Below are 25,998 nucleotides of genomic sequence, written 5' to 3' on the forward strand. Positions count from 1 at the left end.
AAAAGAATTTTAAAATGAGTTTGTTACCAGTCATCCTAATGATGACTGCGTGCAATCCGAACTTTGATGGTACCGCGCACTTAACTCCGGGGGTGGTCTATTGCTCTGAGGGCGATCCAACCACGTTTAATCCGCAATTAACCACCAGCGGTACCACAACAGATGCCACATCTTATCAACTGTATAATAGGCTAGTGGAATACGATCCTGAGCTGGGCGTCATTCAGCCTGGGCTTGCCCACCTTTGGCATATTAACGAGAATGGTAAAATTTATACCTTTTATTTAAGAAAGGGGGTTAAATTTCATCAAAATCATGGCTTCACACCCTCGCGAGAGTTTAATGCTGATGATGTGCTATTTAGTTTTAATCGAATCATTGAACTTTCACACCCATACCACCATATATCAGGAGGCTTATATCCGTTCTTTGAGAGTGTAGGTTTTGGTCAATTAATTGATAAAATAACAAAGGTGAATGACCATATGGTCACCATTCACCTCAAAGAGAAAGACAGTTCTTTTTTGGCCAATCTGGCAGCTAACTTTGCCGTAGTATTATCTCAAGAGTATGGTGATTTTCTGCTTGAAAAAAATCAACCACAATTAATAGATAGCCAACCTATTGGCACGGGGCCTTTCGTTTTAGACTCATACTTTCAAAGCAATCATATTCGCTATAAACCCAACCCACACTACTGGGACGGTCCGCCGAAGATAGAACAGCTTGTTTACGATATTACGCCCAACAGTACTAGCCGTATTGCTAAGCTAATGACGGGGGATTGTGATGTTTCTGCACTGCCCCAGTCTAGTGAGTTAGATGTCCTGCGAAGCAACATTAAATTGGAATTGCAGATACAAACAGGTTTTAATGTGGCCTATTGGGCTTTTAATACAGAGCGTGCACCGTTTGATAATATATTAGTGCGCAAAGCACTGGCCCACGCCATTAATAAGAAAGCCATCGTCGAAGCTGTTTATTATGGCAGCGCGACGATAGCAGACAGTATCTTACCACCACTATCATGGGCCTATAATGAACAATTAACCACTTATCATTATAACCCTGAACGCGCCAGGCAGTTGCTTGAACAGGCTGGCTATGGTGACGGTTTCACCATGGATCTTTGGGCTGCACCAGTACAACGAATTTATAACCCAAACGCGATAAAAACTGCAGAGTTGCTTCAAGGGCAATTAGCCAAAGTAGGAATCAAAGTTAATATTATCAGCTATGGCTGGAGCGTCTTCATTCAAAAGCTTAACAGTTTTGATTATGATTCAGTATTACTTGGTTGGACCGCAGATAATGCTGACCCAGATAACTTCTTTCGTCCGTTGTTTAGCTGTGCTGCGATAAACTCTGGAGGCAACCGCTCGAACTGGTGCCGACCAACGTTTGATGACATCGTTTCGCAAGCAATTGCCGAAACAGATCAAGCTAAACGAGTTCCTTTGTATCATCAGGCACAGCAAAAACTCAATCAAACATTACCATTAATTCCAATTGCTCATGCATTACGCTTTCAGGTGAAGCACCGCACTATTAAGGGAATGCCATTAAACCCTTATGGTGGCGTTTCTTTTGCAAAAACCTACCGTAAAAAAGCTCAACAACAGGAGCAAAAATAACCATGTGGTTTTATATTGTTCGGCGTTTTAACCTGTTTGTTTTGACCGTGGCAGTGCTCTATTTTTTAGTGTTCTTAATGATTAATGCTATGCCTGGAGAGTTAGCGACGAATATTAGCGGACACGTTAACCCTTCGGTTGAACAACACGAACAATTAGTTCAGCAATATCAGCTTGATAAGAATTGGTTTAATCAATATATCTCATTTATCAATCAACGTATTCATGGTGATTTTGGCTTATCATTTACGACTGCTCAACCGATATTTGATGAGATGCTCAAAGTCTTGCCTGCCACTATTGAGCTATGTTTTTACGCGCTCCTTGTTGCCCTTTGCCTTGGTTTGCCAATGGGGATTTTAGGTGCAGTCAGATACCGCAAGTTCAGTGACCATACCGTTTTAGGCATTAGTTTAATCGGTTATTCAATTCCTGTTTTTTGGCTGGCGATGTTGGCAATTATGTATTTTGGCTTAAAACTGCAATGGTTACCTGTTGCAGGTCGCTTAAATTTACTTTACCAAGTTGACGCAATTACTGGCTTTACATTTATTGATATTTTACTTTCAGACATTGAAAACAAGCGACTCGCATTGCGCGACGCCTTCTCTCACCTGTTAATGCCAGCACTTACCTTAGCGCTACTTCCAACCACAGTGGTTGCTAGGATCATGCGCACAGCAATGCTCGAAGAGCTCAATGCAAACTACATCAAAGCATCTCAAGCTCGTGGCCTATCCCCAGCCACCATTATTTTTCGTCATGCTTTACCCAATGCTATTCAGCCTGTGCTCGCTCAGGTCAGTTTACAATTAAGCACCATACTTACCAGTGCTATGGTTATCGAAGTTATCTTCTCATGGCCGGGTATTGGTAACTGGTTGATGGATGCTATTTATCAACGTGACTACCCTGTAATTAGCGCAGGAATTTTAGTCTGTGCAGGCTTTATTATTTTGGTATCAGTACTCAGTGATATATTTTTGATTGCAACAACACCACAACGCAGGAGTGCAGTTTATGGCTCGAGCTAGCAGTATTTATCAAGAGGAAGTGATCCCGTCACCTCTGCGACAAATATGGCTTAACTTTATGAGCTATCCTGTAGCGCAACTTGGCTTGTGGACATTTTTATTGTTCTTGTTTATTGCCATCTTTGCACCATTTTTGGCTCCTTATCCACCTGATTACCAACATACAAATGCACTATTGTCACCACCTTCGTGGCATCCCGATGGCAATATTGCCTATTTTTTTGGTACCGACGATCTTGGCCGAGATATTTTCTCAAACCTGTTACATGGTGTTAGAACAACATTTGGCTCCAGCCTAATTGTCACTATATTTGCTGCCATTTTTGGTATCGCACTTGGGGTTTTCTCAGGTATGTCTCGTGGCTTAAAGTCGAGCATTTTAAATCACGTGCTCGATGCAACATTAGCGATTCCATCACTGCTATTAGCCATCGTACTCGTAGCAATTAGTGGGCAAAGTTTAATCAATGTTATGATCGCTGTAGGTATCGCTTTAATGCCTCAGTTTATGCGTGCAACCCACACCGCTGTGCATCATGAATTATCCCGCGAATATGTCATCGCGGCGAAGCTTGATGGCGCCAATCAATTTCAGATATTTTATAATGTGATATTACCAAATATTTTAGACGCACTAATCGTGCAATTTACATTGGCAATTTCAATTGCGATTATAGATATAGCAACACTAGGCTTCTTAAAAATTGGCGCGCCAGCGCCAACCTCAGAACTTGGAGCAATGCTAGTCGATGGCATTGATTTGATCTTTATTGCCCCGTGGAATGTAACCTTTCCCGGACTCGCTATTTTTATTAGTGTATTAGCAATCAATTTAGTCGGTTACGGTTTACAACGCGCTGTAAAAGAAGGACTCGGATAATGCCTTTACTTGATATTCGAAACCTCAGTATTGAATTTGATAGTCCACACGGGCGAATTAAAGCCGTCGATCGCGTTAACTTATCCATTAACCCGGGAGAAATACGCGGTTTAGTAGGCGAGTCAGGTTCAGGAAAAAGTTTGGTTGCTAAAGCCATCATGGGCATTTTAAATGATCGCTGGTATGTTTCGGCCGATCGATTACGTTATAACGGTGTGGATTTACTCTCGTTGTCGGCAAAAGAGCGCCGAAAACTGATGGGGCGTGAAATAGCCATGGTCTTTCAAGAGCCGTCGTCCAGCCTTGATCCAAACGACACCGTCGGTCATCAGTTACATGAATCACTGCCAATGGATGAGTGTGATGTTTCATTCTTTAAGCGACGAAAGTGGCGTGAGGAACGAATTAAAGCTTTTCTACACAAAGTCGGCATTCGCGATCATAAACGCGTGATGAAAAGCTACCCTCACGAGTTATCTGAAGGGATTTGTCAAAAAGTAATGATTGCCATGACAATCGCTTATAAGCCACGGTTGCTCATTGCCGATGAGCCAACCACGGTCATTGAGGCGGGCGCACAAGATCAAATTTTTAAGTTATTTAAAAAGCTAAACCAACTTAACGAAGTCTCAATTCTCTTAATTACGCATGATTTAGAGCATGTCGAGTCATGGACTAAAACGATTACCGTAATGTACTGTGGTCAAACGGTTGAATCAGGTTATACCAAACAAATTTTTAAGCAGCCTTACCACCCTTACACCATGGCATTGTTACAAAGCATGCCACACTTTAATGCGCAACTCAGTCGCAAGTCTCAACTGACAGCATTATCAGGTTCAGTTCCGTCGCTGCAACATTTACCCATTGGCTGTCGACTTGGACCACGCTGCCCTAGAGCACAAAAGCTTTGCGTTGAAATTCCCAAAATGGAAAAAGTTCGCGGTCATTACTTTAGCTGTCACTTCCCATTAACTGAGCAAGAAGGGAAAAAATCTTGAACACCCTGCTAGAAGTAAATAACTTAACCAAGTCTTATCGTATTGGCTACCGCTGGTTGATTCCTCAATATCAACGCGCGTTAGGGCCTGTATCGTTTAAACTTGAAGAACAACAGACCTTATCGGTGGTAGGTAATGCAGGCTCAGGAAAAACCACACTCGCTCGTATCTTAGTTGGCGCTGAGCAACGCACATCGGGGCAGATTCTGCTTGAGGGGGAACAACTCGAAGTGAGAAATCGTCAACAACGCTGTAGTCTGATTCGGATGATCTTTCAAGATGCCAATACCAGTCTTAATCCACGTATGCGTATTGGGAATTTACTCGAAGAGCCATTGAAGTTTGCCACTGATATGCCGTCAAAAGACCGAGAGAAAGAAGTTTATAACAAATTGCGACAAGTGGGTTTATTACCTGAACATGCACATTTTTATCCTCACATGATTTCTGGTGGTCAAAAACAACGTATTGCAGTTGCGCGAGCCTTAATGCTTGATCCGCACATTATCGTTGCTGATGAAGCCCTTTCGGTATTAGACATGTCAGTACGCTCTCAGGTAATAAACTTGTTGTTAAAGCTTCAGAACGAAATGGGGCTGTCCTATATATTTGTATCTCATAATATCAATGTCGTACGTCATGTTAGCGACCAGGTGATGGTATTAGATCAAGGCAAAGTGATTGAGTTTGGTGATGCAGAGCAAGTATTCAACCACCCAGAAAACGACTACACTCGAAAATTGTTATATAATCTTGGCCATTAATCATTAGTAGGAATTATCATGGCTAAAGCTAGTGCAGTACATATCTTAGTAAAAACTAAAAACGAAGCTGAAAAGCTAAAACAACGCTTAGCTAAAGGTGAAAGTTTTGCAACACTTGCTAAAAAACATTCCCTTTGCCCATCAGGTAAAAAAGGCGGCGACCTTGGTGAGTTCAAGCCAGGTCAAATGGTCAAAGCCTTTGATAACGTTGTATTTAAAAAACCTATCCTTGAAGTTCACGGCCCAATCAAAACCCAGTTTGGCTTTCATTTAATTAAGACTTTATACCGAAATTAAGGCTAAAGTTAAATTTCCCATTGCAAACAGACCAAACGGTCTGTAGCATAAATGTAAGTTAGCAACATGAGTAAATAATGAGAAGTCCTGAAGCTACTAGACAAAAAATTCTTCTTATTGCCGCAGAAGAAATCCATTATCGTGGATTTAAGGCAACGAGTTTAGCGGACATCTTAGCCTCGGCTGAAATATCTAAAGGGGCGTTATACCATCACTTTAAGAACAAGATTGAACTTGGCTATGCAGTGATGGAAGAAGTATTTATGCCAATGTTTAATCAACCTTGGCAGCAAGCTTATGAGCATGAAGATCCACTAGGAGTCATTGCGGAAATTATTCGTCAAATGCCACAAAATGTTGACGAACATACCCTAGAAAGTGGTTGCCCAATGATCAATATGTGTAATGAGATGTCGACTGTCGATGAAGGTTTTCGCCAACGCATTGAGACATTATTTGAAGCCTTTGTGAATAAGCTAGCACAAGAGATGCCACGTTCAGGTTTGAGAGAAGACGTAAATCCATTACATGCAGCAATGTTTATCTTAGCGTCGATGCAAGGCTCGGTAATGATCATCAAAGGATGTCGTTGCCGAGAAACCTTTCAGATTTTAAGTGACGAGCTCGCTCAGTATGTGTTGGGATTGCGCTCACAAGAATCGAAAGCTAATGCCAAAAAGATTATATTAAAGCCCTTTGTTTGCCCAGCAGTGCAGTTAAGCGAACGCTTTAAATAAGCTAACAAGCCAAACAACAGGCACAAATAAAAAACGATAGCTTTATCGTTTTTTTTAGCTTACACGACAGACCGAGCGGTCGGTATGAGCGGGGGTCGTAAGCTCAGTAACCTCAAGTAAAGGTTCTGAGTTTAATAGGCAAAAGAGCAAATCACTTTTAATTAGTTTACATACAGTTTTATTTACAAAAAACACAAACCGTCCAGTCGGTTTACTTAAGGAGCAACATCATGTCCCCAAAATCATCTTGGCTAATGTCATATAGTCATTGGCTCGTCCGTTGGCGATGGATTGTCGTCATCTCAAGCTTGATTGTCGCAATGGCTGCCATGTCAGGCGTCACGAAAATCCGTTTTGATAATGAATATCGGGTATTTTTTAGTGATGATAATCCACAATTACAAGCCTTTGATCAACTTCAACGCACCTACACCAAGGTTGACAATATTTTATTTGCCATCGAGTCCAATAATAATGAGCCATTATCAAATAATGCATTGGCCGCTATTGAAGAACTATCACACCAAGCCTGGCAGCTCCCCTTCTCTTTACGTGTCGACTCGCTCAATAACTTTCAGCACACTTGGTCTGAACAAGATGACCTAATTGTCGAAGACTTATTTCAAGGTGGAGCTCAATTAACCCCAGAGCAAATTGCAAAAGTTAAATCCAATGCACTGGCAGAACCTTTTTTAAAAGGGCAATTAATTAACAACGATGGTTCGATGATTGCGGCCAATGTAACATTTCAAATGCCGCAAAAATCAGAAGATGAAGCGCCAATTGCTGTTGCTGCTGCAAGAAAACTCGCCAATGACATTGAACAAAAATACGATGTTACCATTTACCTAACAGGCGTAGTCATGCTCTCAAATTCATTCTTTGAAGCTTCAATGAATGATATGTCGACGCTGATCCCACTCATGTATGCCGTTATAATCCTAATCACCTTCCTGCTCGTTCGTTCAAAGAGTGCAACTTTCTCAACAGTGGTAGTAATTATCGCGTCTATGATGTCTGCGTTAGGCGTTGCTGGTCACTTAGGCATTGCATTAACACCACCGTCATCTTCAGCAACCACCATTATTATGACCTTAGCCGTCGCCGACTCGATTCATATATTAGTATCAATGTTTAGTGCGATGAGACAAGGAATGACCCGTCAACAAGCGATTGCCGAAAGTCTTCGCTTAAACTTCAGCCCAGTGGCATTAACCTCCATCACTACGGCCGTTGGTTTCATGTCGATGAACTTCTCTGACTCACCGCCGTTTCATGATCTTGGCAATATCACAGCAATTGGAGTGATGTTTGCTTGGTTATTTTCAGTCAGTTTATTACCGGCATTAATGGCTATCTTCCCAGCAAAGGCACGTCAATCGAATAATAGCTTTGATAAATCGATGGTGACATTCGCCAATTTCATTATCGCTAAACGCAAACTCATGCTTGGTGCCTCTGTTGCCGCCTCAATCTTACTATTAACGTTCATCCCTCAAAATAAACTTGATGACAATTTCATTGCCTACTTTGATGAAAGTGTCAGCTTTAGAACTGATAGTGATTATATCAATGATAATTTAACTGGATTGTTTCAACTGCAATACTCATTAGACTCTGGGGTTAATAACGGGGTGGCAACCACTGACTTTTTACATAAAGTCGACAGTTTCGCGACTTGGCTACGCCAACAGCCTGAAGTCACTCACGTTAATACGCTCTCTGATACATTTAAGCGCCTCAACATGAACATGCATGGTGATGATCCAGCATTCTATCGCTTACCTGAGTCAAACGAGCTCGCTGCCCAATACTTATTATTGTATGAACTTTCTTTACCTTATGGTTTAGACCTAAATAATCAGCTCAACATCAGCAAGTCATCAACGCAGTTAATTATCACGTTACAAGACATGCCAACCACAAAGTTACGTGAGATGGCAGCCCGTGGTACCCAGTGGCTTAAAGAAAACCACCAGTTGGATAGCGTTGGGATTGGTCCAGCCATCATGTTTGCCCACATTTCTGAGCGTAATATTAACTCAATGATTGTCGGTACCATTGTGGCTCTTATCGTGATTAGTGGCTTAATTACGTTGGCTCTTCGCAGTGTCAGATTAGGTTTATTAAGTCTTGTTCCGAACCTCCTCCCTGCCGGGCTCGCATTTGGAATTTGGGGGCTGACTATCGGACAAGTCGATATGTCCATTGCGATGGTCACAGGCATGATGCTGGGTATTGTGGTTGATGACACCGTGCACTTCCTTTCAAAGTACTTACGTGCCCGCAGAGAAAAAGGCTTAACGGCACCCGATGCTGTTCGCTATGCCTTTTCATCGGTCGGTGTTGCAATTATCACCACCTCAATCATCTTGGTCGCAGGCTTTATGGTACTTGCGCAATCAAGCTTTGGTATGAATAGCGGTATGGCAATGCTGACAGCGATTGGTATCGGGACAGCATTAGTTGCCGACTTCTTATTATTGCCAGCCTTACTGATGCTACTAGATAAAAAACAACATCCAGCCGTTCAGCCTACGGCTCAACCAACGACTTTACATTCAACATCACAGGAGACACAACATGCGTCATTTAGTTAAAACTATCACTCTTTCTTTAATTGCAACGAGTTTGATTACCCTGACAACACAGGTGCAAGCATTAACCGATGAAGCAGCCATTGCTAAAGGGCTCGCGATTGCCACTGAAGCTGATGTTCGTGACAACGGTTTTGGTGATGTAAAGTCAAATCTCACCATGATATTACGTAATAAACATGGGGAAGAGTCAAAACGTTCAATGCGTAATAAAACACTTGAACAACCTAATGACGGCGATAAGGCGCTGATCACGTTTGATAACCCACGGGACGTAAAGGGTACTTCTTTTTTATCTTATACCCACAGAGCCAGTAATGATGAGCAGTGGCTATTTTTACCCGCTTTAAAGCGAGTAAAGCGCATTGCATCGAGTAATAAATCAGGGCCATTTATGGGCAGTGAGTTTGCTTATGAAGACATTTCATCGCAAGAAATCGAAAAATACACGTACCGTTATTTAAAAAATGAAACCATCGATAATGTTGAATTCTTTGTGATTGAGCGAGATCCTGTCGATCCTCGTTCAGGCTATTCAAAGCAACATGTATGGATTGATACCCAAGAGTATCGTGCCTTTAAAATTGATTTTTATGACCGTAAACAAGATTTACTCAAAACGTTAAATTTAAGTGACTATCATCAACATTTAAATCAATTTTGGCGCGCAAATGTTTGGGCGATGCACAATCACCAAACGGGTAAAAGTACTGAACTTGTGTTCTCAGATTGGACATTCCGCAATGGCTATGCTGACAAAGACTTCACAACCACCAGCTTAAAACGAGCGCGCTAATGGTAAAGTCACTAACCACTATCGTAGCCTTAATGGCTACGGTATTTTTAGCCCCCCCTACCGCTCTTGCAACCCAATGGAACCCGAACATTGACGGTCACCTACAATGGCAGGGGCGACACTTCCCTCAAGCAGGGCTGAGGCCTGAGCAGGTAGATAACAGCCATAGTTTGTCGTTAAACCTCCAAGGCTATCAGGACTTTTTCGATGGACGATCCCGCCTAGCATTCGATGTCATCGCACGCCAAGACTTTAATGACGACGCTCGTGATTTATTTGATGTTCAAGAGCTGTATTGGTGGTATCAAACAGAGAACGATCTAGAGATAACCATTGGTAATCGCATTGTGTTCTGGGGAGTCACTGAAACACGTCACTTAGTTAATATTATTAATCAAAGCGATCAACAATCGAATATTGACCAAGAAGACAGGCTTGGGCAACCCATGGTATCGCTGCTAACAGTGCAGTCTTGGGGTAACCTCGAAGCATTTGCTTTAATCGGATTTAAACCACAGGAATATAGTCAACGTCATAGCCGTTTTGCCCCACCCTTACCTGTTGAGCCATCACTGACACGCTACCAAGCAAGTCGCGATGACGATCACATTGACTGGGCGCTACGTTATAGTCACGTGATTGATATTTGGGATATTGGTGCCAGCTACTTTAAGGGAACCAACCGTGACCCACGCTACATAGTCCAAGCAGCGCCAAAGGGCTCAGTGTCTGAGGCAGGAACACTTGTGCTAGCGCCCTACTATTCTCAATTAGAGCAAGTGGGTATCGACTTACAAGCGACCACTGAATATTGGCTATGGAAGCTTGAGGCTATTGCCGGTCAAGAAAAATATCAAGGTAGAAATGAAAATTATCGTGCACTAGTTGCTGGCGGTGAAAACACTTTATATGGCATTTTTAATAGTGTAGCCGATCTCGGTTTATTATTTGAATACCAATATGACAATCGCTCTTATACCAGTGCTGATAACGATTTAGCAATCGGCGCTCGACTAGCACTTAATAACGCCGCTGATACCAGCGCTTTATTAGCGATGACCGTTGATCTTGATAATCACAGTCAGTTCATTTCTTTTGAAGCGAGTCATCGCCTTAATGATGTATGGAGTATTGCCAGCGAAGTAAGAGTACTGACTAATACTTCACCACAAGATCTCAGCTTCGCCATTAGAAATGATGACTATATCGAGTTAACGGTTAATCGTTACTTCTAGTCTTACACATCACTCGGACGAGCCTTGTAAAGCAGTTAAACCAACTGTTGCACGAGGCTTGCTTGCCCGGCTTCAATCTCAACCTGAGCAACAGCACCATTAATTAAGGTTAAATTAGGTGGTAAGTGACTGACATCAACGTCATAGACCACTGGCACATCGACGCCGTCAAAAGCCATCGCTAGCGCCTGTTCAAAGTCAATATCTTTGCCGCCATTCTCTAGCATGCCATGACGACCAATGATGACGCCCTGAACTAACTCAAAGACGCCGCGATATTTAAGCCCTAACAATGCCCGGCAAAAAGCCGTTGGCGACATTTCCGCATTTTCAATATATAAAATCACCCCGTCATCTTGATAACGTTTGGCATAGGTAGTTAAGTCACAATACTCTGTCATCACAAAGTGAATGAGTGTATCGATACAACCGCCAATCAAACGCCCACTAAAGCTTAAGCGGTGAGCCTTAGCGAATGTTTTCCACTGAGTCTGTTCCGTTAGGTTTAACAATACGTCTGGGTTGTCAGCAAACCACTCGTTTGACACTTGATAGGCTACTGCTCAAAGGACTGTCCCTGCCCACACGATAAGCAGTCAAATAGTTGTGTTGTTAACGACTCTGTCTCTTGCGGGTGTAGTTGCATTAAGTTCGTTGCATGAGCACTAGCCCAACCAAGTTTAGTCGTTAAAGCAACCTGCAGCGTACTAATATCTGAAAAGCCTATCAGCCACTTAGGCTTAGCCAACGCTAAACGCTCATAGTCCAGCAATGGCAATAGGTCCATTGCTAGTTCACCACCCCACGGCGGCATGATTGCATCAATGTTGTCATCGCATAACATCGTCATTAACTCTTGAGATCGAGTTATTTTATCAGCACTGAGATGCTGATAATTTTCACGTAAGCAGCTCCCTTCAATAACATCAAAACCGCGTTGCTTTAAGCCTGCGATAACAATATCTAAACGGGGGTGGCAGTCACTGGGAACGCCTGATGAAAAAGCGGTGATAGCAATGGTACTACCTGCAATTAATGGGCTTGGATATAACATGGCTTTAAACTATCTTATAAATAAAATGAAAGTGTCTGGAGGGTTAAGCAAACTTAAAAAAAACTATCGCCGCACAAAGCACCAAGACAAGGTAACCGATGAAAAAGTATTGTGCTTGCTTATTTTTGCGTGCCAACGCCAATACTGTCGGGTTGTTAACCAATTTTAACTGTTGTACTTTTTTCTTATTAAGGAAAACAAAAGGAATCTTAAATAGCGTCGGAGCACCAATCTTTTGCCACAACCCAGGCTCATGCTCCTGTACGGCATGATAATAGCGCAATTCAGCGCGGACAGAGTAAATCATCAGACCGGCCCATACCGCGATTAAAAAATATAACATACAACCCCCATAGCCCTGACTATGTGTAACAGTAATTTTATTGTTAGCGAAAGGTATCGTTATTGCAATGGTTTTTTAATAATCATTTCTACAGGAGAAATTCGGCCTTCCATTACGTTACTCACCATATTTTTAAGTTTTTCACCGGCACTTTCTTTCATCAATGTGTGAAGGCTTAGCACGGGAAAACCTTGCAGTTTATTCTTCTCACGCAACCCCTTAAAGAAGGCTATCGCAAAGTCGCGGCGATCATGCTCGGCCTCAATGATAAACCCAGCATTATTTATTGCATCACGATAGGTCGCTGGCGTTGCTAAGTGGCAATCATAAGAATTAGACGTCCAAGGGACTGGATAAGTTAGCCTATCACTGTTAAAGCGCATCACATCATAAATCGCAAAGCGTGCACCGGGTTTCAGAACACGAGCGACTTCGTGAAACAACGCTTGTTTATTTTCAATATTCATCCCGACATGCAGCATATAGCCACCAGCAAAAGAGGCGTCATCATATGGCATGCTTAACGCGCTCCCATGAGCTAATTGCACTTTTTTATCAAGGTTTAGCCATTGGCATAAAACATTACCTGTATCGATATACTCCTGCGTTAAGTCAATGCCGAACACTTGAACATCAAAAGCCGTGGCAAGGAACCGAGCAGCCCCTCCTAACCCACAGCCAACATCAAGCACAAGTGTTGTGGCTTCAAAGGGAGTTGATTGAATAAATGCTTTGTTGCTGCACGCCCCCCAATATGAAACTCATCGACCAGTGCTAAATCGTCCATAGTGAGTTGTGCGGGCTCTTTGCCAAGCTCGGCCAGAGCTGCTTCGACGGCTTTTAACAAGTCACCATGAAGGTAATGTGCTGAAATATCTTGTTCATTTCCCATAAAACGCGCCTCAACGAATCGTCAAATTGTTCATAAACTAAACATACAGTAATCGATAATAGGGGCAATTAATACCAAAGCAAGTAACCAAACGCTGGGCTTAACGAAGAGAGTCAATATTACTCCTTTGCTTTAAGCTGCTTCTGAAGGAAGTAACTAGTGTAGCCTTTAGGCATATCGGGTAACTTACCAAATATTGAATAACCCAGTTTAAGGTAAAAGTCTAACGCTTGAAATGCCGTCGTCTCTAATCGAATATTAGTAATGCCTCGTGTCATTGCGTAGCATTCGAGTGACTCCATCAGCTGACTACCCCACCCCTGACCACTCATCGATTTATCAACCCAAAGCCCTTGAATATGAAGCCAGTGCCAATTTATTTCACCTAAAATACCACCAATAACAACACCGGTATCATCTTTGATAAAAGTGGCAACTTTCTCGCGATGAACAGTACCTGTTATTGATTCATTAAAGCCATTGAGCCCTAATTTTAAAGCCTCAAATTCATGCTCCTTTGGCGGTTGTGGAGTTGTTAGCTTCATATTATTAGCTGCCTTTGATTATTCATTTAAAAAATGCAAAAAAAGAGCGCTTAGTACGCATCATCGATCCGTTGCAAGACAGACTTCACATGCGGCGATTTTTGCTCTCCATAGGCTTCTTGTTCAGTGACCCCATTCGCTAAAATTTTTTTCTTAGACGCTTCGTAATCCACTCTAGCCTCAGTATTCGCTAGCATGTGAGTTTTATAAGCCAGCTGCTTACGATGATTTTCACTACCATGCTCTATGACATGAAGGTGAATGTAAAACATGGTACCGTCAACGAATACCGCTCCATCTTTTCTTGGGCGCTCAGGCGGAAATGGCTTATCACTCACTTGATCTTGAAACCCTCGGTTTAATACGTGGGTTACGGCGCTGTCCAACTCACCTGAAGGATAAAGAATTGAAAGGTCAATAATACCTTTACCGCCAACCTTAAATGATGTTGAACCAAAATGAATAACACTGAAACGCTCAGTCGCTAGGTAGTCAATGAGTTGCTGTGCAACCTCAAGGTAAGCGGGCGTCCACGGGTTAAAACTCGCCGCTATTTTTCTATAGGGTAATATCTTCATTTTATATCTATTTATTGGTTAAAAAGTAATACCTGCCCATTCACTAACAAAGCCAATAGTCATTGCATCACAACCCAAACTCCCTTCGCGGTTTACTTAACAGTGCTATTGTAAGAACCGATCAGATTTACTGACAATGCATGCTTCAACCAACGTTGGTTGGTTGGTTTTATCGGTTTGCCAACATTCATCATAAATAGAACAATAGCAAAGCTCGATCTCAATTAATCGCCATACCTTTTGTAGCTTTGATACTTCATTGTCTTCTATTACAATTGGCGTAATTGAAAGTTTAGAAGGTAAAATTCGCTGTCCAATATGGGACTGAACGAACTGAGGCAAGTCTGGAATATCACGCCACTGATGAATAACTTCGTTATTATAACGTACGATAGCATGTTTAATAATTGCAGGGCCGGTACCGTTGTTAGTGACCCCATATTCAATACTATCAGTGTCAAAGCTTTGAAATACCTCAAGCCGTGGCCAAACAGAAGCGCGAGCATAGGCTCTATCAATATATGCCGAGTACACACCAATTACGGCGGTAATAACACTAATCAGCAATGCTGATAGAGCAACTATCATTTCTGGTTTTTTATACAATTGCTTATTATTCATTTAGGTTAAGCTCCAAAAGCGGGTTAATGACAACTCGCGGAGCGGTGAATATACGGTTTCTCATCAAACGATTGACCAACAATAATAATCCCAAAAGCAATAATGTACTCCCCATAGCTCCGCCACTATAACCTTCTCGACGCTCAACGTTTGCAATTTTCTCTTGCTTAACTCGCTGTTTAAAATTAGACAGCTCCAACTCTAAATTAGCACTCATATCTGTCACGGCTAAATCAAAACCTTCACGTGATTTTTCTGCTAATGTTTCATCAATACCAATAGCTGTTGAGCGCTCGGAAAGCTTATTGATTCCCGGTGCTCTAAATAGCATTTTGGTGCTTTTAACATCAAAAACAGCCGTATCAACAAATGTTTGTACTGAGTTCTCATTACCAGGTATTACATACATCCCTGCGATGGTCCAATAAAGTAACCCCGCACTGTTCTCTATTGATTGAGTAACTTGGTCATATGACACCAACGCCATCACATCAACATCATAGAGCCTTGCAACCTGAGCAAGGGTAGTAAAACCTTCCCCTCCTCTTAAATATGTACTTGGGATAACTTCAATACGATCTATGTAATCGTATTTTAAAAAAGACTTTTTCACTTTATTAAGCAGCTCAACCTGATCTTTACTGTGTAAACCATCACGAGCCCATTGAGAAGACGGTACAAAAGCAATCCCAACCGTCACAGGTAGCCTTAGTGTTGGCAACTCCGGTTTATGTTCACTGCGGCTATTCTTATCTGGGTATAAAAAATCCATCAGGCTGCTTGATTGAGTGTTTTTTCCTGTATTAACACTGACTATTGAACTACAAGACGCTAAAAAGATTACCCCTAGCATCACCATTAACATTCTAAATTTCATTCTTATTCCTTTAACTACGCTGTTGCTTTGGTGGTCAAGTCAGCGGATTTTTACTGAAACCAAAACAAGTAATATATACCGCACACCGCTACGGGTAAACATATGTTTTATAGCAGTAAAAAATTCATTCGCTGAAATCCGCTGTATAGATACAGATTCATTAGTTGGCATTCTTTATCTGAAACAAACTAACCCCCATACCAACAAACAAGCCACCAGTAATGCGTTGAAACCATTTAACATTGTTGGGCTTAGCTAAGAAGCCTTTAGCACGTTGGGCTAAGTAGCCATAAGTAGAAAGTGACAAAAATGAGAATGCCATAAAAATGAACGTCATTACGATAAATTGCAATGGCAGAGGTTGCGTAGTATCAAGAAATTGAGGAAATAGCGCCGCAAAGAAAATAATGGGTTTGGGATTAGTGATAGCAACAAGCAACCCTTCTTTAAAGTAAGAACTAAGCGCACGTGGTTGGTTAACCAACGCATGTTGCTGGTTCTTATCTTGTCGACTACCACGAATTTGTTTCACGCCAAGGTAAATTAAATAACAGGCACCAATAACCTTCACCGCCATAAAAAGCGTCGAGGAGGCTAACAAAATCGCACTTAAACCGGTGACCGACAAGGCCGATAAACACATTAGCCCCAAGATATTACCCACAGCGGACACCATCACGCACTTAGCACCATTAACCGCGCCATTATAAATGGCGAGAAAAATCGCAGGGCCAGGACTAATAATATAAAAAAATGAAACAAAACAGTAGATGGCTAAAGTGTCTAAATTCACTAAATTCTCCGAGTTATATTCAAACGCATAGATTGAATTTTAAAATATAATATTAAAGCGATTTTACAATTAATAAAGTACTTAATTTGTCAGCTATTTTCATGTCGAGAGAGTTTTAGATTAGGTAGGTACCCATCATTCGAGCTTTGTCCATAGTAACATCTTTTCTCTGATACCAGTTGCTGCTCACTGTTTTCAACGTGTTGATTTGTCATACTGAAAATCGATTAACCATTTTGATGTACCCCTGCTCCACAAGACCGACGTCTTGAAACCCTTCCTTTTCGTATAATCGTTTTGCTGGATTATCTAACGAAACGCTCAGGCTGACAGCAGGATACTGCTTTTTAGCGCTAACAAGCGTCTTACGGAGTAAATACCTACCAACACCATAGCCTCGATAACTTGGCATAACTGAGATTGAAAGCTCCGGTATTGCGTTATCAATAAAACCAAAACCTAATTGATTACCGCTCCAGCAACGACACCATGCGGCGCCAATGGGCTTATTATTATGCAGCGCCAAAAAACCAAAGTCATCAGCACCTTCCATCCAACCTTTCACGTAACAAGAAAGCTGCGGTGAATTCGCAATCAGAGGCTCTGGCACTAGCTCCTCAGAAGGTGCATTCACTGCATAGTAGAAAGCTTTTCAGAGAAAATTTTCATCCGAGACTGAGAGTGGGCGGGTTACTAAATGTTGTAAAACGGTATTCACCTTAATCGCAAAAGCCGCCTGTTAAGCGGGGTTAATCGAATTCAGAAGCAGTGCCATCACCCATGATCTGATAAGTTAGAGCGAGCAGAAGCAAACAGACATCGACTTTTTTCACTGAGTTGAAAATGTGAAACTATTGGTTACAGGTTATGATAGGCGCTCGTTAATCGCGGCAAGTAAATTCTCAGGATCATCAGTCCCTAGGCTCACTGTTGTTCCATCGTTTAGCTTAAGCTCAACAGCCGTTAAACCCGATACATTATATAACCACCCTGTTGAGATTAGACGAATACCAAAGCCATAATACCATTTAGTTCGTATAACCTGCGCCGATCGAACATCAGAAATGGCTAGTGATTTCTTCCAAAACTTAGGGCCAAAAAACCAATCAATCGTATCGCTACTGACCTTAATGGTGAGTGATGAAAAAAGCAGCGCAATCACACCGACAATGACAAACGCAAACCCTATAGGCTCTTGTGGCTTACTTATTAAGCCAAGCACAAGAATAACAGTCACAAGCCCCATTAGTGCAAGCATCGCCGTACCTAGCTGTGTGTTTTTATATTGCATAGAAAACTCCTGAGACGTAAACGTACAGCATAATTTAGACCCTGTGGTCTGCGAAGATATTAACACAAACGAGACAATGAAAAGTCTCACGTATTCTAAGTATTCACTACACGCTCAAAGGAGCCAGTATACTCCACAAAAACAACATTAAGAAACAATCATTTACTGTATTTAGATACCATTTTAGAAAACATAGGAAACGGAAAACACGAAAAATAAGAAAGGCTTAAACTTTTCATAAATAGCGAAGAATGAGCGCCACCCAACTTCACACTAACGTTATACATCAAAGGCAAAAAACATGACTAATGATATTGGAGCAAAAGGAATTGTAAGTAGCCCCCATAATACAGCAGCAACTTTCGCATTTTGACGTGCAGGCATTCTTGTCTTGAGTTTACCAATACAAGTAGTCGGTCCAAGCATCGTCAGTCCCAGAGAGTAAACGTTGGCTACTACTCATCAATTAGTTCTCGTGCTGTTGTATCGGCATCATTAACTACACCATCCAAAACAACTTTGAGACCACTTCTGGCTTCCGTAAAAGATACAATCTTTCACAAGAGCTTCCACATGTACAACTTATAAGACAAATATAGACTTAGACAACCAACATGTATAGTTAATTGAACATGCGAAAATTTACAAATTTAAGTCTGTCCTTTCATTCTTGTTTTCTTCTCTTGCATAAAAAAATCCGATGAAAAGTATTCATCGGATTTTGATCTCATTGAGCCATTCTTCAAGTTATTTTTTACTTAACTGATCGGCATTAGTGCAGGTGCACTGGCTTTTTAATGCTAAATTACGCTTAATCGTGCTTAAAGCGTATCTTCTAACCATTTGAAGAATTCACGTTGCCATACAATGCCGTTTTGCGGCGTTAGTACCCAGTGATTTTCTTCAGGGAAAAGTAAGAAGCGACTCTGTAAGCCACGTAGTTTTGCGGCTTGGTACGCTGCAATGCCTTGCTCAAGTGGCACACGGTAGTCTTTTGCACCGTGGATCACAAACATTGGCGCATCCCATTTTTCAATGTGATTGATTGGATTGAACTGGCCATAGGCTTTTTCAGTCGCTGCGTTCTTTTCCCAGTAAGCACCGCCTAGTTCGTTGTTGACGAAGAATAATTCTTCTGTTGTGCCGTACATGCTGCGTAAGTCAAAAATACCACAGTGTGCGATGAAGGTTTTAAAACGACCTTCGTGGTTGCCTGCAAGGTAGAATGCAGAGTAACCACCGTAGCTTGCGCCAACGGCACCAATACGGTTGTTATCAACGTATGACTCTTTTGCTACATCATCAATGGCCGATAGGTAATCATCCATTACCTGACCGCCCCAATCATGGCTAATATCGTCGTTCCACTTTTCGCCGTGACCTGGCATACCACGACGGTTAGGCGCAACTACAATGTAACCTTGTGATGCCATTAATTGGAAGTTCCAACGGAATGAATAGAACTGAGAAAGTGGCGACTGCGGCCCACCTTGAAGGTATAAAAGCGTTGGGTATTTCTTTTTCTTATCGAAATTAGGTGGGTAAATTACCCAAGTGACCATGTCTTTGCCATCGGTAGTTTTTACCATGCGCTTTTCAACGTTTGGCAGGTCTAGCTCACCATACACTGAATCGTTTTCTTTAGTCAGGGCAGTGAGTTTTTTGCTACCTAAATCAAAACGGTAAATCTCTTTGGCTGCATTCATGCTATTGCGTGTGACCACAAGCTTATCTTTTAGCACTGCAACAATGCCGTTTACATCAAACTGACCTTTGGTTAGCTGTTTGATTTTAGGCTTAGCCTTGGTTTTTGTATTCACCGCTACTTTAAATAGCTGAATTGTGCCATTGGTTGGCGCAATAAAGTAAATAGTTTTGCCGTCAGTACTCCACTTAAAGCTAAATACCGTGCCATCCCAGTGCTCAGTTAAGTTAATATCGCGGTTTTTTACGCGCACAATAATATCTTGCTTGTCGGCTTCGTTACCTGCTTCATCCATTTGTAGCCAAGTTAAATGGCCTTTTGGCGAAAATGCTGGGTACTTATCGTAGCCAAGGTTTTTCTCGGTGTGATTGGTGGTTTTTTTACTTGCTAGGTTATAGCTGTAAATGTCGGTATTGGTGCTTTTAACATATTCTGTGCCCGTAAGCTTTTTGCTTACGTAATAAATGTTTTTACCTTTTGGCCCCCACGTGTAGTCTGCCGGACCACCAAATGGTGATGTTGGACTATCAAATGGCATGCCTTGCATGATGTCGACTTTTTCTTCAGTTTTTAAGTCTTGGTAAAACACATGCTTGTATTTGCCATCTTTCCACGTATCCCAGTGACGGTAGTTTAAATCGTCATAGACATAAGCATTGGCTTGGCTCAGCTCTTTATGGCGGACAGTGGCAAGTACGTCTTCAATCTGTACTTTTTCGTGAAATAGCTTTTTGCTGCCATCCGGTGAGATACTTTTATCAATGACCACACCTTGGTATGCCTCTAATAATTGAGAACTACCACCTTTTAGCGGTACTTGGTACACCTTGCTTGAAAAGTCATTCTTTTCAATGCTTGGAGTGGTTACCTTGTAAATCACATGAGTTTTATCTGTATTTAAGCCCAGTGCGCTTACGCGTTTAAGTTGCCAAAGTTTCTCAGGTGTCATCACCTCTTTGGCTGATACATGCATACTTGCCGCAAGTCCTAAACTTGCACATAATAGAATCCGCAACATCGCGAAATACCTCTAAAAATAAAATCTCGAATAGACTACATAAATTGACACTAAGTTAAAAGAACTCGCGTTAAGAATTGGGCAGATTATCCAGAGGTAAGATGTTATCAGGCTGGCATATTATCGTTACAGTAGCTCTAAAGCCCTTTTATAAAGTTTATGAAACGGCCATTCACGATAATTTATGATTGTCTTATTGTTCTATTGTTCGATTCGACACCCGAATAAGGTATCGACTACGCGACACCTATTCTTGTTTGTTAGTTTGCGTGCCAAAGTGACACAAAGATTGCTTATTGAACACTTTAAGACCATAATACCCATGTGACACTTTGACACAACAGGAGATATAATTATGGCTACTACTTTGCCTCGCATCACCGCTAGAGTTGATGTCGATACACAAGACTTACTTACTAAGGCTGCCGCGATCACCGGCATGTCTAGCATCAACTCGTTTGTTCTAAGCGCTGCAATCGAAAAAGCTAAACAAGTCATCGAACGTGAACAGGCTTTAAAACTGAGCCAAGCTGATGCTATGTTGCTAATGGAAGCTTTAGACCGCCCTGCTACACAGAACTCAAAACTAAAAGCTGCTGCTGATCGGTACGAAAGCAAAACTCAATGATGAATACGGTACTTCTAGATAAAGCTAAACACGATAGAAACCGATTCAAGTGTGGTATCGAAGCTCTCAATAATTACTTAAAAGTAATGGCGAGTCAGCAAGCAAAAAAAGACAACACCAGAACGTTTGTTTTGGAGGATGATAACGACAACTCTCATGTCATCGGCTTTTACACGCTAACAATGACACCAATTGACTTAAAGGCATTGCCCGATAAGTTACAAAAAAAACACCAACCATCCACCTCTGGTGGTCTGATTGCCCGCCTTGCTGTCGATGACCGATACAAAGGGAAAGGTTTTGGTGAGTGGCTGCTTATCGACGCACTCAGAAAGCTATTAGCTGCAAGTGATAGCGTTGCATTTCCAGTTGTTATCGTTGACGCCAAAGACGGTGCGAAACACTTCTATGAACGCTATGGTTTTCAATCATTTGAAGACGCTGAAAGTAAACTCTTCATCACCATTGCTGATGTGAGAGCAAGCTTAAGCTAGTTAACCGCTAGCCTTTAGCAACGCCTAAATAACAGACTTAAAATTGTTTGCTAAAATTTGAGATACAAAAAACAGCAAACTGTTTTAAGTCCTTGTTATTTTCTTGTTAAACGAAGCCACTCCGCGGCAGAGTATACTCGCGGTTGTTCATACTTAACCAGATAAACCACCAGTGGATGCGTTTTAACTGGAGACATCACAATATGCACGGGGGTTACTCGAACGAGTTAAGTGGTACCGATAATAAGGAGAATGGCATCAACAAAATGAGAGAAGCAATAACGAGAAGAACAACTAAAAATAGCTAACCACTTGATATAACGTGAACACACGTTATGCACTAACACGACTCGGCTTGAGTTCATTATTCAGGCTTGCTCATCGCTGGTACACCTTGCACTATTTACTATAAAAGGAAGGGCTTCGGGCTTGTCCAACATCCGAATAGGTGTCGGCTGCGCGACACCTATTCTTGTTTGTTATGTTTTTATTGTAAAATACAAAACTAAAGTCTCTTCATATACGTATTAAAGTAAATACAATTTAAAAAGTGATAAAGATGTTCTCAATATTTAAAACTGATCCAATAAAAAAATTAAACAAAGCTTATGAAGCCAAGCTTGAGCAAGCTATGCACGCTCAAAGAAATGGCGATATTAAGTCTTATTCAATGATTACTGCTGAAGCTGAGTTAATAGCAAATAAAATACAAGAGCTAGAAAATTCCGCAAAAAAATAACGCCGTTTTAAGCGGCAAATTGCAGTTTGCTAAAATAAATGAGGCACGAACAAAAAGCCAACTGTAATTTGTCCGACTTGAAAACCCTTGTTGAACGAAGCCGCTCCGCGGCAGAATATACTCGCGGTTGTTCATACTTAACCAGATAAACCACCACTGGGTGCGTTTTAACTGGAGACATCACAATGAACACCGCCCAACAACAACGTTTTAATACCCTTTATCAACCTTCGCTTGCAAGGTAAACGCCCATCAACCATTGATGCTTATGCCCGTGCCGTTCGCCGTATTACTGAGTTTTTTGATTGCGTACCCGATACGCTGACCACTGCTGATTTGAAGCAGTATTTTAATAGCCTGATTCAAACGCACTCTTGGAGTACCATTAAGCTGGACCATAAAGCTTCCGCGTTCTGCTCTCGCCCCTCAACTGACACCACCACGCGCTAAACGCATTTGCCCGTGTTGCCAACACGAGATGACCTGTATAGGCATCACGCGAACGAGCTAAGCGGTACCGATAATAAGGAGAATGGCATCAACAAAATGGGAGGAGCAATAACGAGAAGAACAACAACTAAAAATAGCTAATCACTTGATATAACGTGAACACACGTTATGCACTAACACGACTCGGCTTAAGTTTATTATTCAGGCTTGATCACCACTGGTACACCTTGCACTATTTACTATAAAAGGAAGGGCTTCGGGCTTGTCCAACACCCGAATAAGGTGTCGGCTGCGCGACACCTATTCTTGTTTGTTAGGTTTTGGACTAATACGCTGATAGAAACTTGCTTATTACAGAGCAACAAACTTCAGGATATTCTTTATGAGCCTCATGCTCAGCAAATGGAATGTTCATAAATTTTGAATTTTCTATTTCTTCTACTAGCGCAACAGCCTCTCCGAGAGAAAACAAGAAATCATCATCACCACGCATTACAAGCGCCGGGCACTTAATGTCACCTACGTCATTATTTGGGTAACCTGTCGAAGTCATATCCAGCCAGACGTTCTTTACTTTATTTACTAACAAATCAAAATCTGGTTGTGGATTTGATCGGTTGTAAGATGCAACCGCATCAGGAAACATTCCTTCCCAGTCGCCAGATGTGACACCACCCAAGAAGTCGACAGATGGGTCATCTTTTTCTAAACGCCACTGTGAACCTAAAGTAATTAACTGTTTTACCTTTGAGTTTTCTGATGCTGCTAAGCGATAACTCACAATACCACCATCACTGAAACCTAATAAAGAATAAGAATAAATATCCAGATGATTTACAACAGCTTCGATATCGCTTTGGTATTGAGCGTAGCTTAGTTCTTTATCGCCTACAGTAGATTTCCCATGGCCTCTAAGGTCAATACCAATGATCTGATAGTCAGATGGTATACTCCCGAGAAGGCAGTTAAAGTCGAGCATGCTCCCAAAGCCGCCATGTAATAGAACAAGGGGCTTTCCATTTAGGTTACCCATAATTTCATAATAAAGTTCCGCACCGTCAAGACTTAAATAGTGTCCATTTTTATGTGTAAAAGCTAACAAATCTCAACTCCTTATTGATGTGAGAAAACTAAAAAAACCTAACGCCCGCATAAGGGGCTGATAATTGTTGGCTAAAATAAGTGAGGCACGAACAAAGCCAACTGTTATTTGTCCGCGTTTACAACCTTGTTAGGGCAAATTTACTAAGTACTTTATGATAGTTTCATTTGGTCTTTGAACTTGAGATGCAAATTGTATTGCATCAACAGCACCATACTTTTTTGCTGCTTCATTGGTTAACTTAGATTTTTTATTTGCCCCAAGTTTTAGTAACTCATTAACTGCAATAGGATCTGAATATAAGATTGCAGCATGTAGAGGGGTAAAACCTATTGAATCTCTTTGCTCTATGTCAGCCCCACAGCTAACCATATTTTTCAGTACGGTACTAAACTTTGAATTTAAAATTTCGCGACCTGCAACAACAGCACCCAAAAGTGAATTTGGTTCAGCATCATCAGCGCGAATGCTAGGGCAAGACTCAAGCCACAACTCACTAACTGTACCAAGTACAGAATTTTCCTGTGCAATATAGTGCAATATAGTGCAATATAGTGCAAATGGTAAGTAAACTCTTGCTTTAAATAAAAGTACATAGCAAAACTAAGGAGCATCAAAGGGAACATAACAATAATGATGAGTTTTTTCACTGTGCTTACCTTGTTTCCCTAACGCCCTGTTAAGGGGCTGATAATGTTTGGCTAAAATGTGTAGCGAAGCGAAACCGAGCCAAACGTTAGCAGTCCCGCTTGCACAGCTTGTTAGCAGTTCAATGCCGACCAAACCGTTTCAGTTACTTTATTAAATTTAATCCGATCTACTTTCATTGGTTTACCATTAATTAATGGAGTTGGCGGAATTATAATTACTTCTGAAGCCTCCATCATATTTGGTAACTCTAGATCTGAATAATAATGCTGTATCGCAGCACAATTAAATGCTTCAGCGAAGCCACCGCAAGGCTGTCTGAGATAGCTTGGTTTGAATTCACCAACGTTTAACGAATGAGATTGTCCATCAACAATTACTTTTAATTTAGAAGAACTCCATTTCACTTCATGATTACTTACTGCTTCGAGCCCAAAGAGAATTTGATTTCTATATACAGTAACTTTAAAAGCAGATTTCTTTGACTCATATCTAAAGGTACTTGGTATTTGTCCACAACCATCGATTGTTGCTTTACCAAAATTACCTTCAGGTTTCATGTATGTTGACGTAGAAGGTGCACAGCCAAGTAAACAAAAACTTAAAAGAAGTAGAACTATAACCTTGCTCATGACTATCCTTGTACTGCTAACGCCCGCATAAGGGGCTGATAATTGTTGGCTAAAATGTGTAGCGGAGCGAAACTGAGCCAACTGTTAGCAGTCCCATCTTAATGCGCTTGTTAGCACCTCAACTCAAGTATGCTAGCAATCCTATCTTGTGTTTCTTGACTGAACATTTGAAATTGTTCCTCAGTAAAAATGCCATAACTTTTCAAAGAAACTAGTTTCAACAGTATATTATTACGAGTAGGGTTATTGAACATCTCAGCAATCTTTGCATCTTCAGTTTGAATTAAGTCATACAGGTCTAGATATGATTTATGTTCAATACCCTCTCTGTTTTTAGCTAAAGCATCAACTTTAACAAATATAAGTTCACAAGCTTTTGCTGTTAAATCGCTTTGAAGTTTTCGAAATAGCTTCCAATCTTTTTCAGGTACCGACGACATGCTAGATCCTCATTGAGTGCTAACGCTAAGCGGAAAAATAGAGTTAGGCTAAACTGCGCGAAGCGCGAGCCAACTGTATTTTTTCCGTTTGAGCGCCTTGTATGGATAATAAACCCATCTTATTTACTAAATAAATCTAGTTTCCGGTAAAGTGAGACCCAGGCTTTAGCTGC

The 25,998-nt window shown here is 41.4% G+C and carries 32 protein-coding genes and 2 pseudogenes; 14 read left to right on the top strand and 20 right to left on the bottom strand.

The window, feature by feature from the left end; all coding sequences use genetic code 11:
* Nucleotides 1-14: 14 nt before the first annotated feature.
* The 10 genes from Q8W26_RS14870 to Q8W26_RS14915 all read left to right on the top strand — a co-directional run bounded on the left by Q8W26_RS14870 (nucleotide 15) and on the right by Q8W26_RS14915 (nucleotide 10,975).
* The gene (locus Q8W26_RS14870; protein ID WP_305473707.1) at nucleotides 15-1,634 is read left to right on the top strand and encodes an ABC transporter substrate-binding protein; all 1,620 of its coding nucleotides are present in this window, start codon (nucleotides 15-17) and stop codon (nucleotides 1,632-1,634) included.
* Nucleotides 1,635-1,636: 2 nt separating this feature from the next.
* Nucleotides 1,637-2,668, top strand: coding sequence for an ABC transporter permease subunit (locus tag Q8W26_RS14875; protein WP_101214685.1), 1,032 nt, complete (start codon nucleotides 1,637-1,639; stop codon nucleotides 2,666-2,668).
* On the top strand, nucleotides 2,655-3,548 hold the full coding sequence (locus tag Q8W26_RS14880) for an ABC transporter permease subunit (RefSeq protein ID WP_101214686.1): 894 nt from the start codon (nucleotides 2,655-2,657) through the stop codon (nucleotides 3,546-3,548). Before Q8W26_RS14875 ends, Q8W26_RS14880 begins: the two co-directional genes overlap by 14 nt.
* Nucleotides 3,548-4,549, top strand: a complete 1,002-nt coding sequence (locus tag Q8W26_RS14885) for an oligopeptide/dipeptide ABC transporter ATP-binding protein (RefSeq protein WP_101214687.1) — start codon at nucleotides 3,548-3,550, stop codon at nucleotides 4,547-4,549. Before Q8W26_RS14880 ends, Q8W26_RS14885 begins: the two co-directional genes overlap by 1 nt.
* Nucleotides 4,543-5,313: an ATP-binding cassette domain-containing protein gene (locus Q8W26_RS14890; protein WP_101214688.1), complete on the top strand. Its 771-nt coding sequence runs from the start codon at nucleotides 4,543-4,545 to the stop codon at nucleotides 5,311-5,313. Before Q8W26_RS14885 ends, Q8W26_RS14890 begins: the two co-directional genes overlap by 7 nt.
* Nucleotides 5,314-5,331: 18 nt before the next feature.
* Nucleotides 5,332-5,610, top strand: coding sequence for a peptidylprolyl isomerase (locus tag Q8W26_RS14895; RefSeq protein WP_101214689.1), 279 nt, complete (start codon nucleotides 5,332-5,334; stop codon nucleotides 5,608-5,610).
* Between the two features lie 77 nt (nucleotides 5,611-5,687).
* Nucleotides 5,688-6,347: a TetR/AcrR family transcriptional regulator gene (locus tag Q8W26_RS14900; protein WP_101214690.1), complete on the top strand. Its 660-nt coding sequence runs from the start codon at nucleotides 5,688-5,690 to the stop codon at nucleotides 6,345-6,347.
* A 230-nt stretch (nucleotides 6,348-6,577) separates the two neighbouring features.
* The gene (locus tag Q8W26_RS14905) at nucleotides 6,578-8,947 is read left to right on the top strand and encodes an RND family transporter (protein WP_101214691.1); all 2,370 of its coding nucleotides are present in this window, start codon (nucleotides 6,578-6,580) and stop codon (nucleotides 8,945-8,947) included.
* Complete coding sequence (locus Q8W26_RS14910; protein ID WP_101214692.1) at nucleotides 8,931-9,740, top strand: outer membrane lipoprotein-sorting protein; 810 nt, start codon at nucleotides 8,931-8,933, stop codon at nucleotides 9,738-9,740. Before Q8W26_RS14905 ends, Q8W26_RS14910 begins: the two co-directional genes overlap by 17 nt.
* On the top strand, nucleotides 9,740-10,975 hold the full coding sequence (locus Q8W26_RS14915) for a hypothetical protein (protein WP_101214693.1): 1,236 nt from the start codon (nucleotides 9,740-9,742) through the stop codon (nucleotides 10,973-10,975). The genes Q8W26_RS14910 and Q8W26_RS14915 overlap by 1 nt, the downstream gene beginning before the upstream one ends.
* A gap of 35 nt (nucleotides 10,976-11,010) precedes the next feature.
* Here Q8W26_RS14915 and Q8W26_RS14920 read toward each other — a convergent pair whose 3' ends face one another.
* The 16 genes and pseudogenes from Q8W26_RS14920 to Q8W26_RS14995 form a co-directional block, all read right to left on the bottom strand.
* Nucleotides 11,011-11,523, bottom strand: a complete 513-nt coding sequence (locus Q8W26_RS14920) for a hypothetical protein (protein WP_305473708.1) — start codon at nucleotides 11,521-11,523, stop codon at nucleotides 11,011-11,013.
* Between the two features lie 8 nt (nucleotides 11,524-11,531).
* Nucleotides 11,532-12,029, bottom strand: coding sequence for an LD-carboxypeptidase (locus Q8W26_RS14925; RefSeq protein ID WP_305473709.1), 498 nt, complete (start codon nucleotides 12,027-12,029; stop codon nucleotides 11,532-11,534).
* Nucleotides 12,030-12,072: 43 nt separating this feature from the next.
* The gene (locus Q8W26_RS14930; protein WP_101214694.1) at nucleotides 12,073-12,372 is read right to left on the bottom strand and encodes a hypothetical protein; all 300 of its coding nucleotides are present in this window, start codon (nucleotides 12,370-12,372) and stop codon (nucleotides 12,073-12,075) included.
* Nucleotides 12,373-12,431: 59 nt separating this feature from the next.
* Nucleotides 12,432-13,064: a class I SAM-dependent methyltransferase gene (locus Q8W26_RS14935; RefSeq protein WP_305473710.1), complete on the bottom strand. Its 633-nt coding sequence runs from the start codon at nucleotides 13,062-13,064 to the stop codon at nucleotides 12,432-12,434.
* Entirely contained in the window at nucleotides 13,040-13,264 is a 225-nt protein-coding gene (locus Q8W26_RS14940; RefSeq protein WP_101214696.1) for a hypothetical protein, read from the bottom strand. The genes Q8W26_RS14935 and Q8W26_RS14940 overlap by 25 nt, the downstream gene beginning before the upstream one ends.
* Before the next feature lie 119 nt (nucleotides 13,265-13,383).
* The gene (locus tag Q8W26_RS14945; protein WP_101214697.1) at nucleotides 13,384-13,809 is read right to left on the bottom strand and encodes a GNAT family N-acetyltransferase; all 426 of its coding nucleotides are present in this window, start codon (nucleotides 13,807-13,809) and stop codon (nucleotides 13,384-13,386) included.
* A gap of 50 nt (nucleotides 13,810-13,859) precedes the next feature.
* Nucleotides 13,860-14,387, bottom strand: coding sequence for a GrpB family protein (locus tag Q8W26_RS14950; RefSeq protein WP_101214698.1), 528 nt, complete (start codon nucleotides 14,385-14,387; stop codon nucleotides 13,860-13,862).
* A 105-nt stretch (nucleotides 14,388-14,492) separates the two neighbouring features.
* Complete coding sequence (locus tag Q8W26_RS14955) at nucleotides 14,493-15,008, bottom strand: hypothetical protein (protein WP_101214699.1); 516 nt, start codon at nucleotides 15,006-15,008, stop codon at nucleotides 14,493-14,495.
* Nucleotides 15,001-15,885, bottom strand: a complete 885-nt coding sequence (gene rhlP, locus Q8W26_RS14960) for a rhombotarget lipoprotein (protein WP_101214700.1) — start codon at nucleotides 15,883-15,885, stop codon at nucleotides 15,001-15,003. The genes Q8W26_RS14955 and rhlP overlap by 8 nt, the downstream gene beginning before the upstream one ends.
* Before the next feature lie 160 nt (nucleotides 15,886-16,045).
* Nucleotides 16,046-16,678 (bottom strand): LysE family translocator, encoded by a 633-nt coding sequence (locus tag Q8W26_RS14965; protein WP_101214701.1) that lies wholly within the window; start codon nucleotides 16,676-16,678, stop codon nucleotides 16,046-16,048.
* A 211-nt stretch (nucleotides 16,679-16,889) separates the two neighbouring features.
* Entirely contained in the window at nucleotides 16,890-17,288 is a 399-nt protein-coding gene (locus tag Q8W26_RS14970; RefSeq protein ID WP_101214702.1) for a GNAT family N-acetyltransferase, read from the bottom strand.
* Between the two features lie 255 nt (nucleotides 17,289-17,543).
* The gene (locus Q8W26_RS14975; RefSeq protein WP_101214703.1) at nucleotides 17,544-17,969 is read right to left on the bottom strand and encodes a hypothetical protein; all 426 of its coding nucleotides are present in this window, start codon (nucleotides 17,967-17,969) and stop codon (nucleotides 17,544-17,546) included.
* 279 nt (nucleotides 17,970-18,248) lie between these two features.
* Nucleotides 18,249-18,395 (bottom strand): hypothetical protein, encoded by a 147-nt coding sequence (locus Q8W26_RS14980; RefSeq protein ID WP_305473711.1) that lies wholly within the window; start codon nucleotides 18,393-18,395, stop codon nucleotides 18,249-18,251.
* Nucleotides 18,370-18,432 (bottom strand): annotated as a pseudogene (locus tag Q8W26_RS14985) (Txe/YoeB family addiction module toxin); the annotation flags it as partial. The gene Q8W26_RS14980 and the pseudogene Q8W26_RS14985, both read right to left, overlap by 26 nt.
* 16 nt (nucleotides 18,433-18,448) lie before the next feature.
* Nucleotides 18,449-18,523: pseudogene (locus Q8W26_RS14990) on the bottom strand (type II toxin-antitoxin system prevent-host-death family antitoxin); the annotation flags it as partial.
* A gap of 267 nt (nucleotides 18,524-18,790) precedes the next feature.
* Nucleotides 18,791-20,692 carry a S9 family peptidase gene (locus tag Q8W26_RS14995; RefSeq protein ID WP_305473712.1) on the bottom strand — a complete coding sequence of 634 codons (1,902 nt, stop codon included), beginning with the start codon at nucleotides 20,690-20,692 and terminating at the stop codon, nucleotides 18,791-18,793.
* Nucleotides 20,693-21,047: 355 nt separating this feature from the next.
* Here Q8W26_RS14995 and Q8W26_RS15000 point away from each other — a divergent pair, with 355 nt between their 5' ends.
* From Q8W26_RS15000 to Q8W26_RS15015, 4 genes are all read left to right on the top strand, one after another.
* Nucleotides 21,048-21,320 carry a DUF1778 domain-containing protein gene (locus tag Q8W26_RS15000; RefSeq protein WP_101214705.1) on the top strand — a complete coding sequence of 91 codons (273 nt, stop codon included), beginning with the start codon at nucleotides 21,048-21,050 and terminating at the stop codon, nucleotides 21,318-21,320.
* On the top strand, nucleotides 21,317-21,814 hold the full coding sequence (locus Q8W26_RS15005; RefSeq protein WP_305473713.1) for a GNAT family N-acetyltransferase: 498 nt from the start codon (nucleotides 21,317-21,319) through the stop codon (nucleotides 21,812-21,814). Before Q8W26_RS15000 ends, Q8W26_RS15005 begins: the two co-directional genes overlap by 4 nt.
* 559 nt (nucleotides 21,815-22,373) lie before the next feature.
* Entirely contained in the window at nucleotides 22,374-22,553 is a 180-nt protein-coding gene (locus Q8W26_RS15010) for a DUF6435 family protein (RefSeq protein ID WP_101214707.1), read from the top strand.
* Between the two features lie 234 nt (nucleotides 22,554-22,787).
* Nucleotides 22,788-23,003: a phage integrase N-terminal SAM-like domain-containing protein gene (locus Q8W26_RS15015; RefSeq protein WP_305473714.1), complete on the top strand. Its 216-nt coding sequence runs from the start codon at nucleotides 22,788-22,790 to the stop codon at nucleotides 23,001-23,003.
* Nucleotides 23,004-23,328: 325 nt separating this feature from the next.
* Here Q8W26_RS15015 and Q8W26_RS15020 read toward each other — a convergent pair whose 3' ends face one another.
* From Q8W26_RS15020 to Q8W26_RS15035, 4 genes are all read right to left on the bottom strand, one after another.
* The gene (locus Q8W26_RS15020) at nucleotides 23,329-24,105 is read right to left on the bottom strand and encodes an alpha/beta fold hydrolase (protein ID WP_305473715.1); all 777 of its coding nucleotides are present in this window, start codon (nucleotides 24,103-24,105) and stop codon (nucleotides 23,329-23,331) included.
* A gap of 129 nt (nucleotides 24,106-24,234) precedes the next feature.
* Nucleotides 24,235-24,645, bottom strand: a complete 411-nt coding sequence (locus Q8W26_RS15025; protein WP_305473716.1) for a hypothetical protein — start codon at nucleotides 24,643-24,645, stop codon at nucleotides 24,235-24,237.
* Between the two features lie 221 nt (nucleotides 24,646-24,866).
* On the bottom strand, nucleotides 24,867-25,385 hold the full coding sequence (locus Q8W26_RS15030; RefSeq protein ID WP_305473717.1) for a hypothetical protein: 519 nt from the start codon (nucleotides 25,383-25,385) through the stop codon (nucleotides 24,867-24,869).
* A gap of 110 nt (nucleotides 25,386-25,495) precedes the next feature.
* Entirely contained in the window at nucleotides 25,496-25,825 is a 330-nt protein-coding gene (locus tag Q8W26_RS15035; RefSeq protein WP_305473718.1) for a hypothetical protein, read from the bottom strand.
* Between the last annotated feature and the right edge of the window lie 173 nt (nucleotides 25,826-25,998).

This window comes from Psychrobium sp. 1_MG-2023, from assembly GCF_030689115.1.
Lineage (GTDB): Bacteria > Pseudomonadota > Gammaproteobacteria > Enterobacterales > Psychrobiaceae > Psychrobium.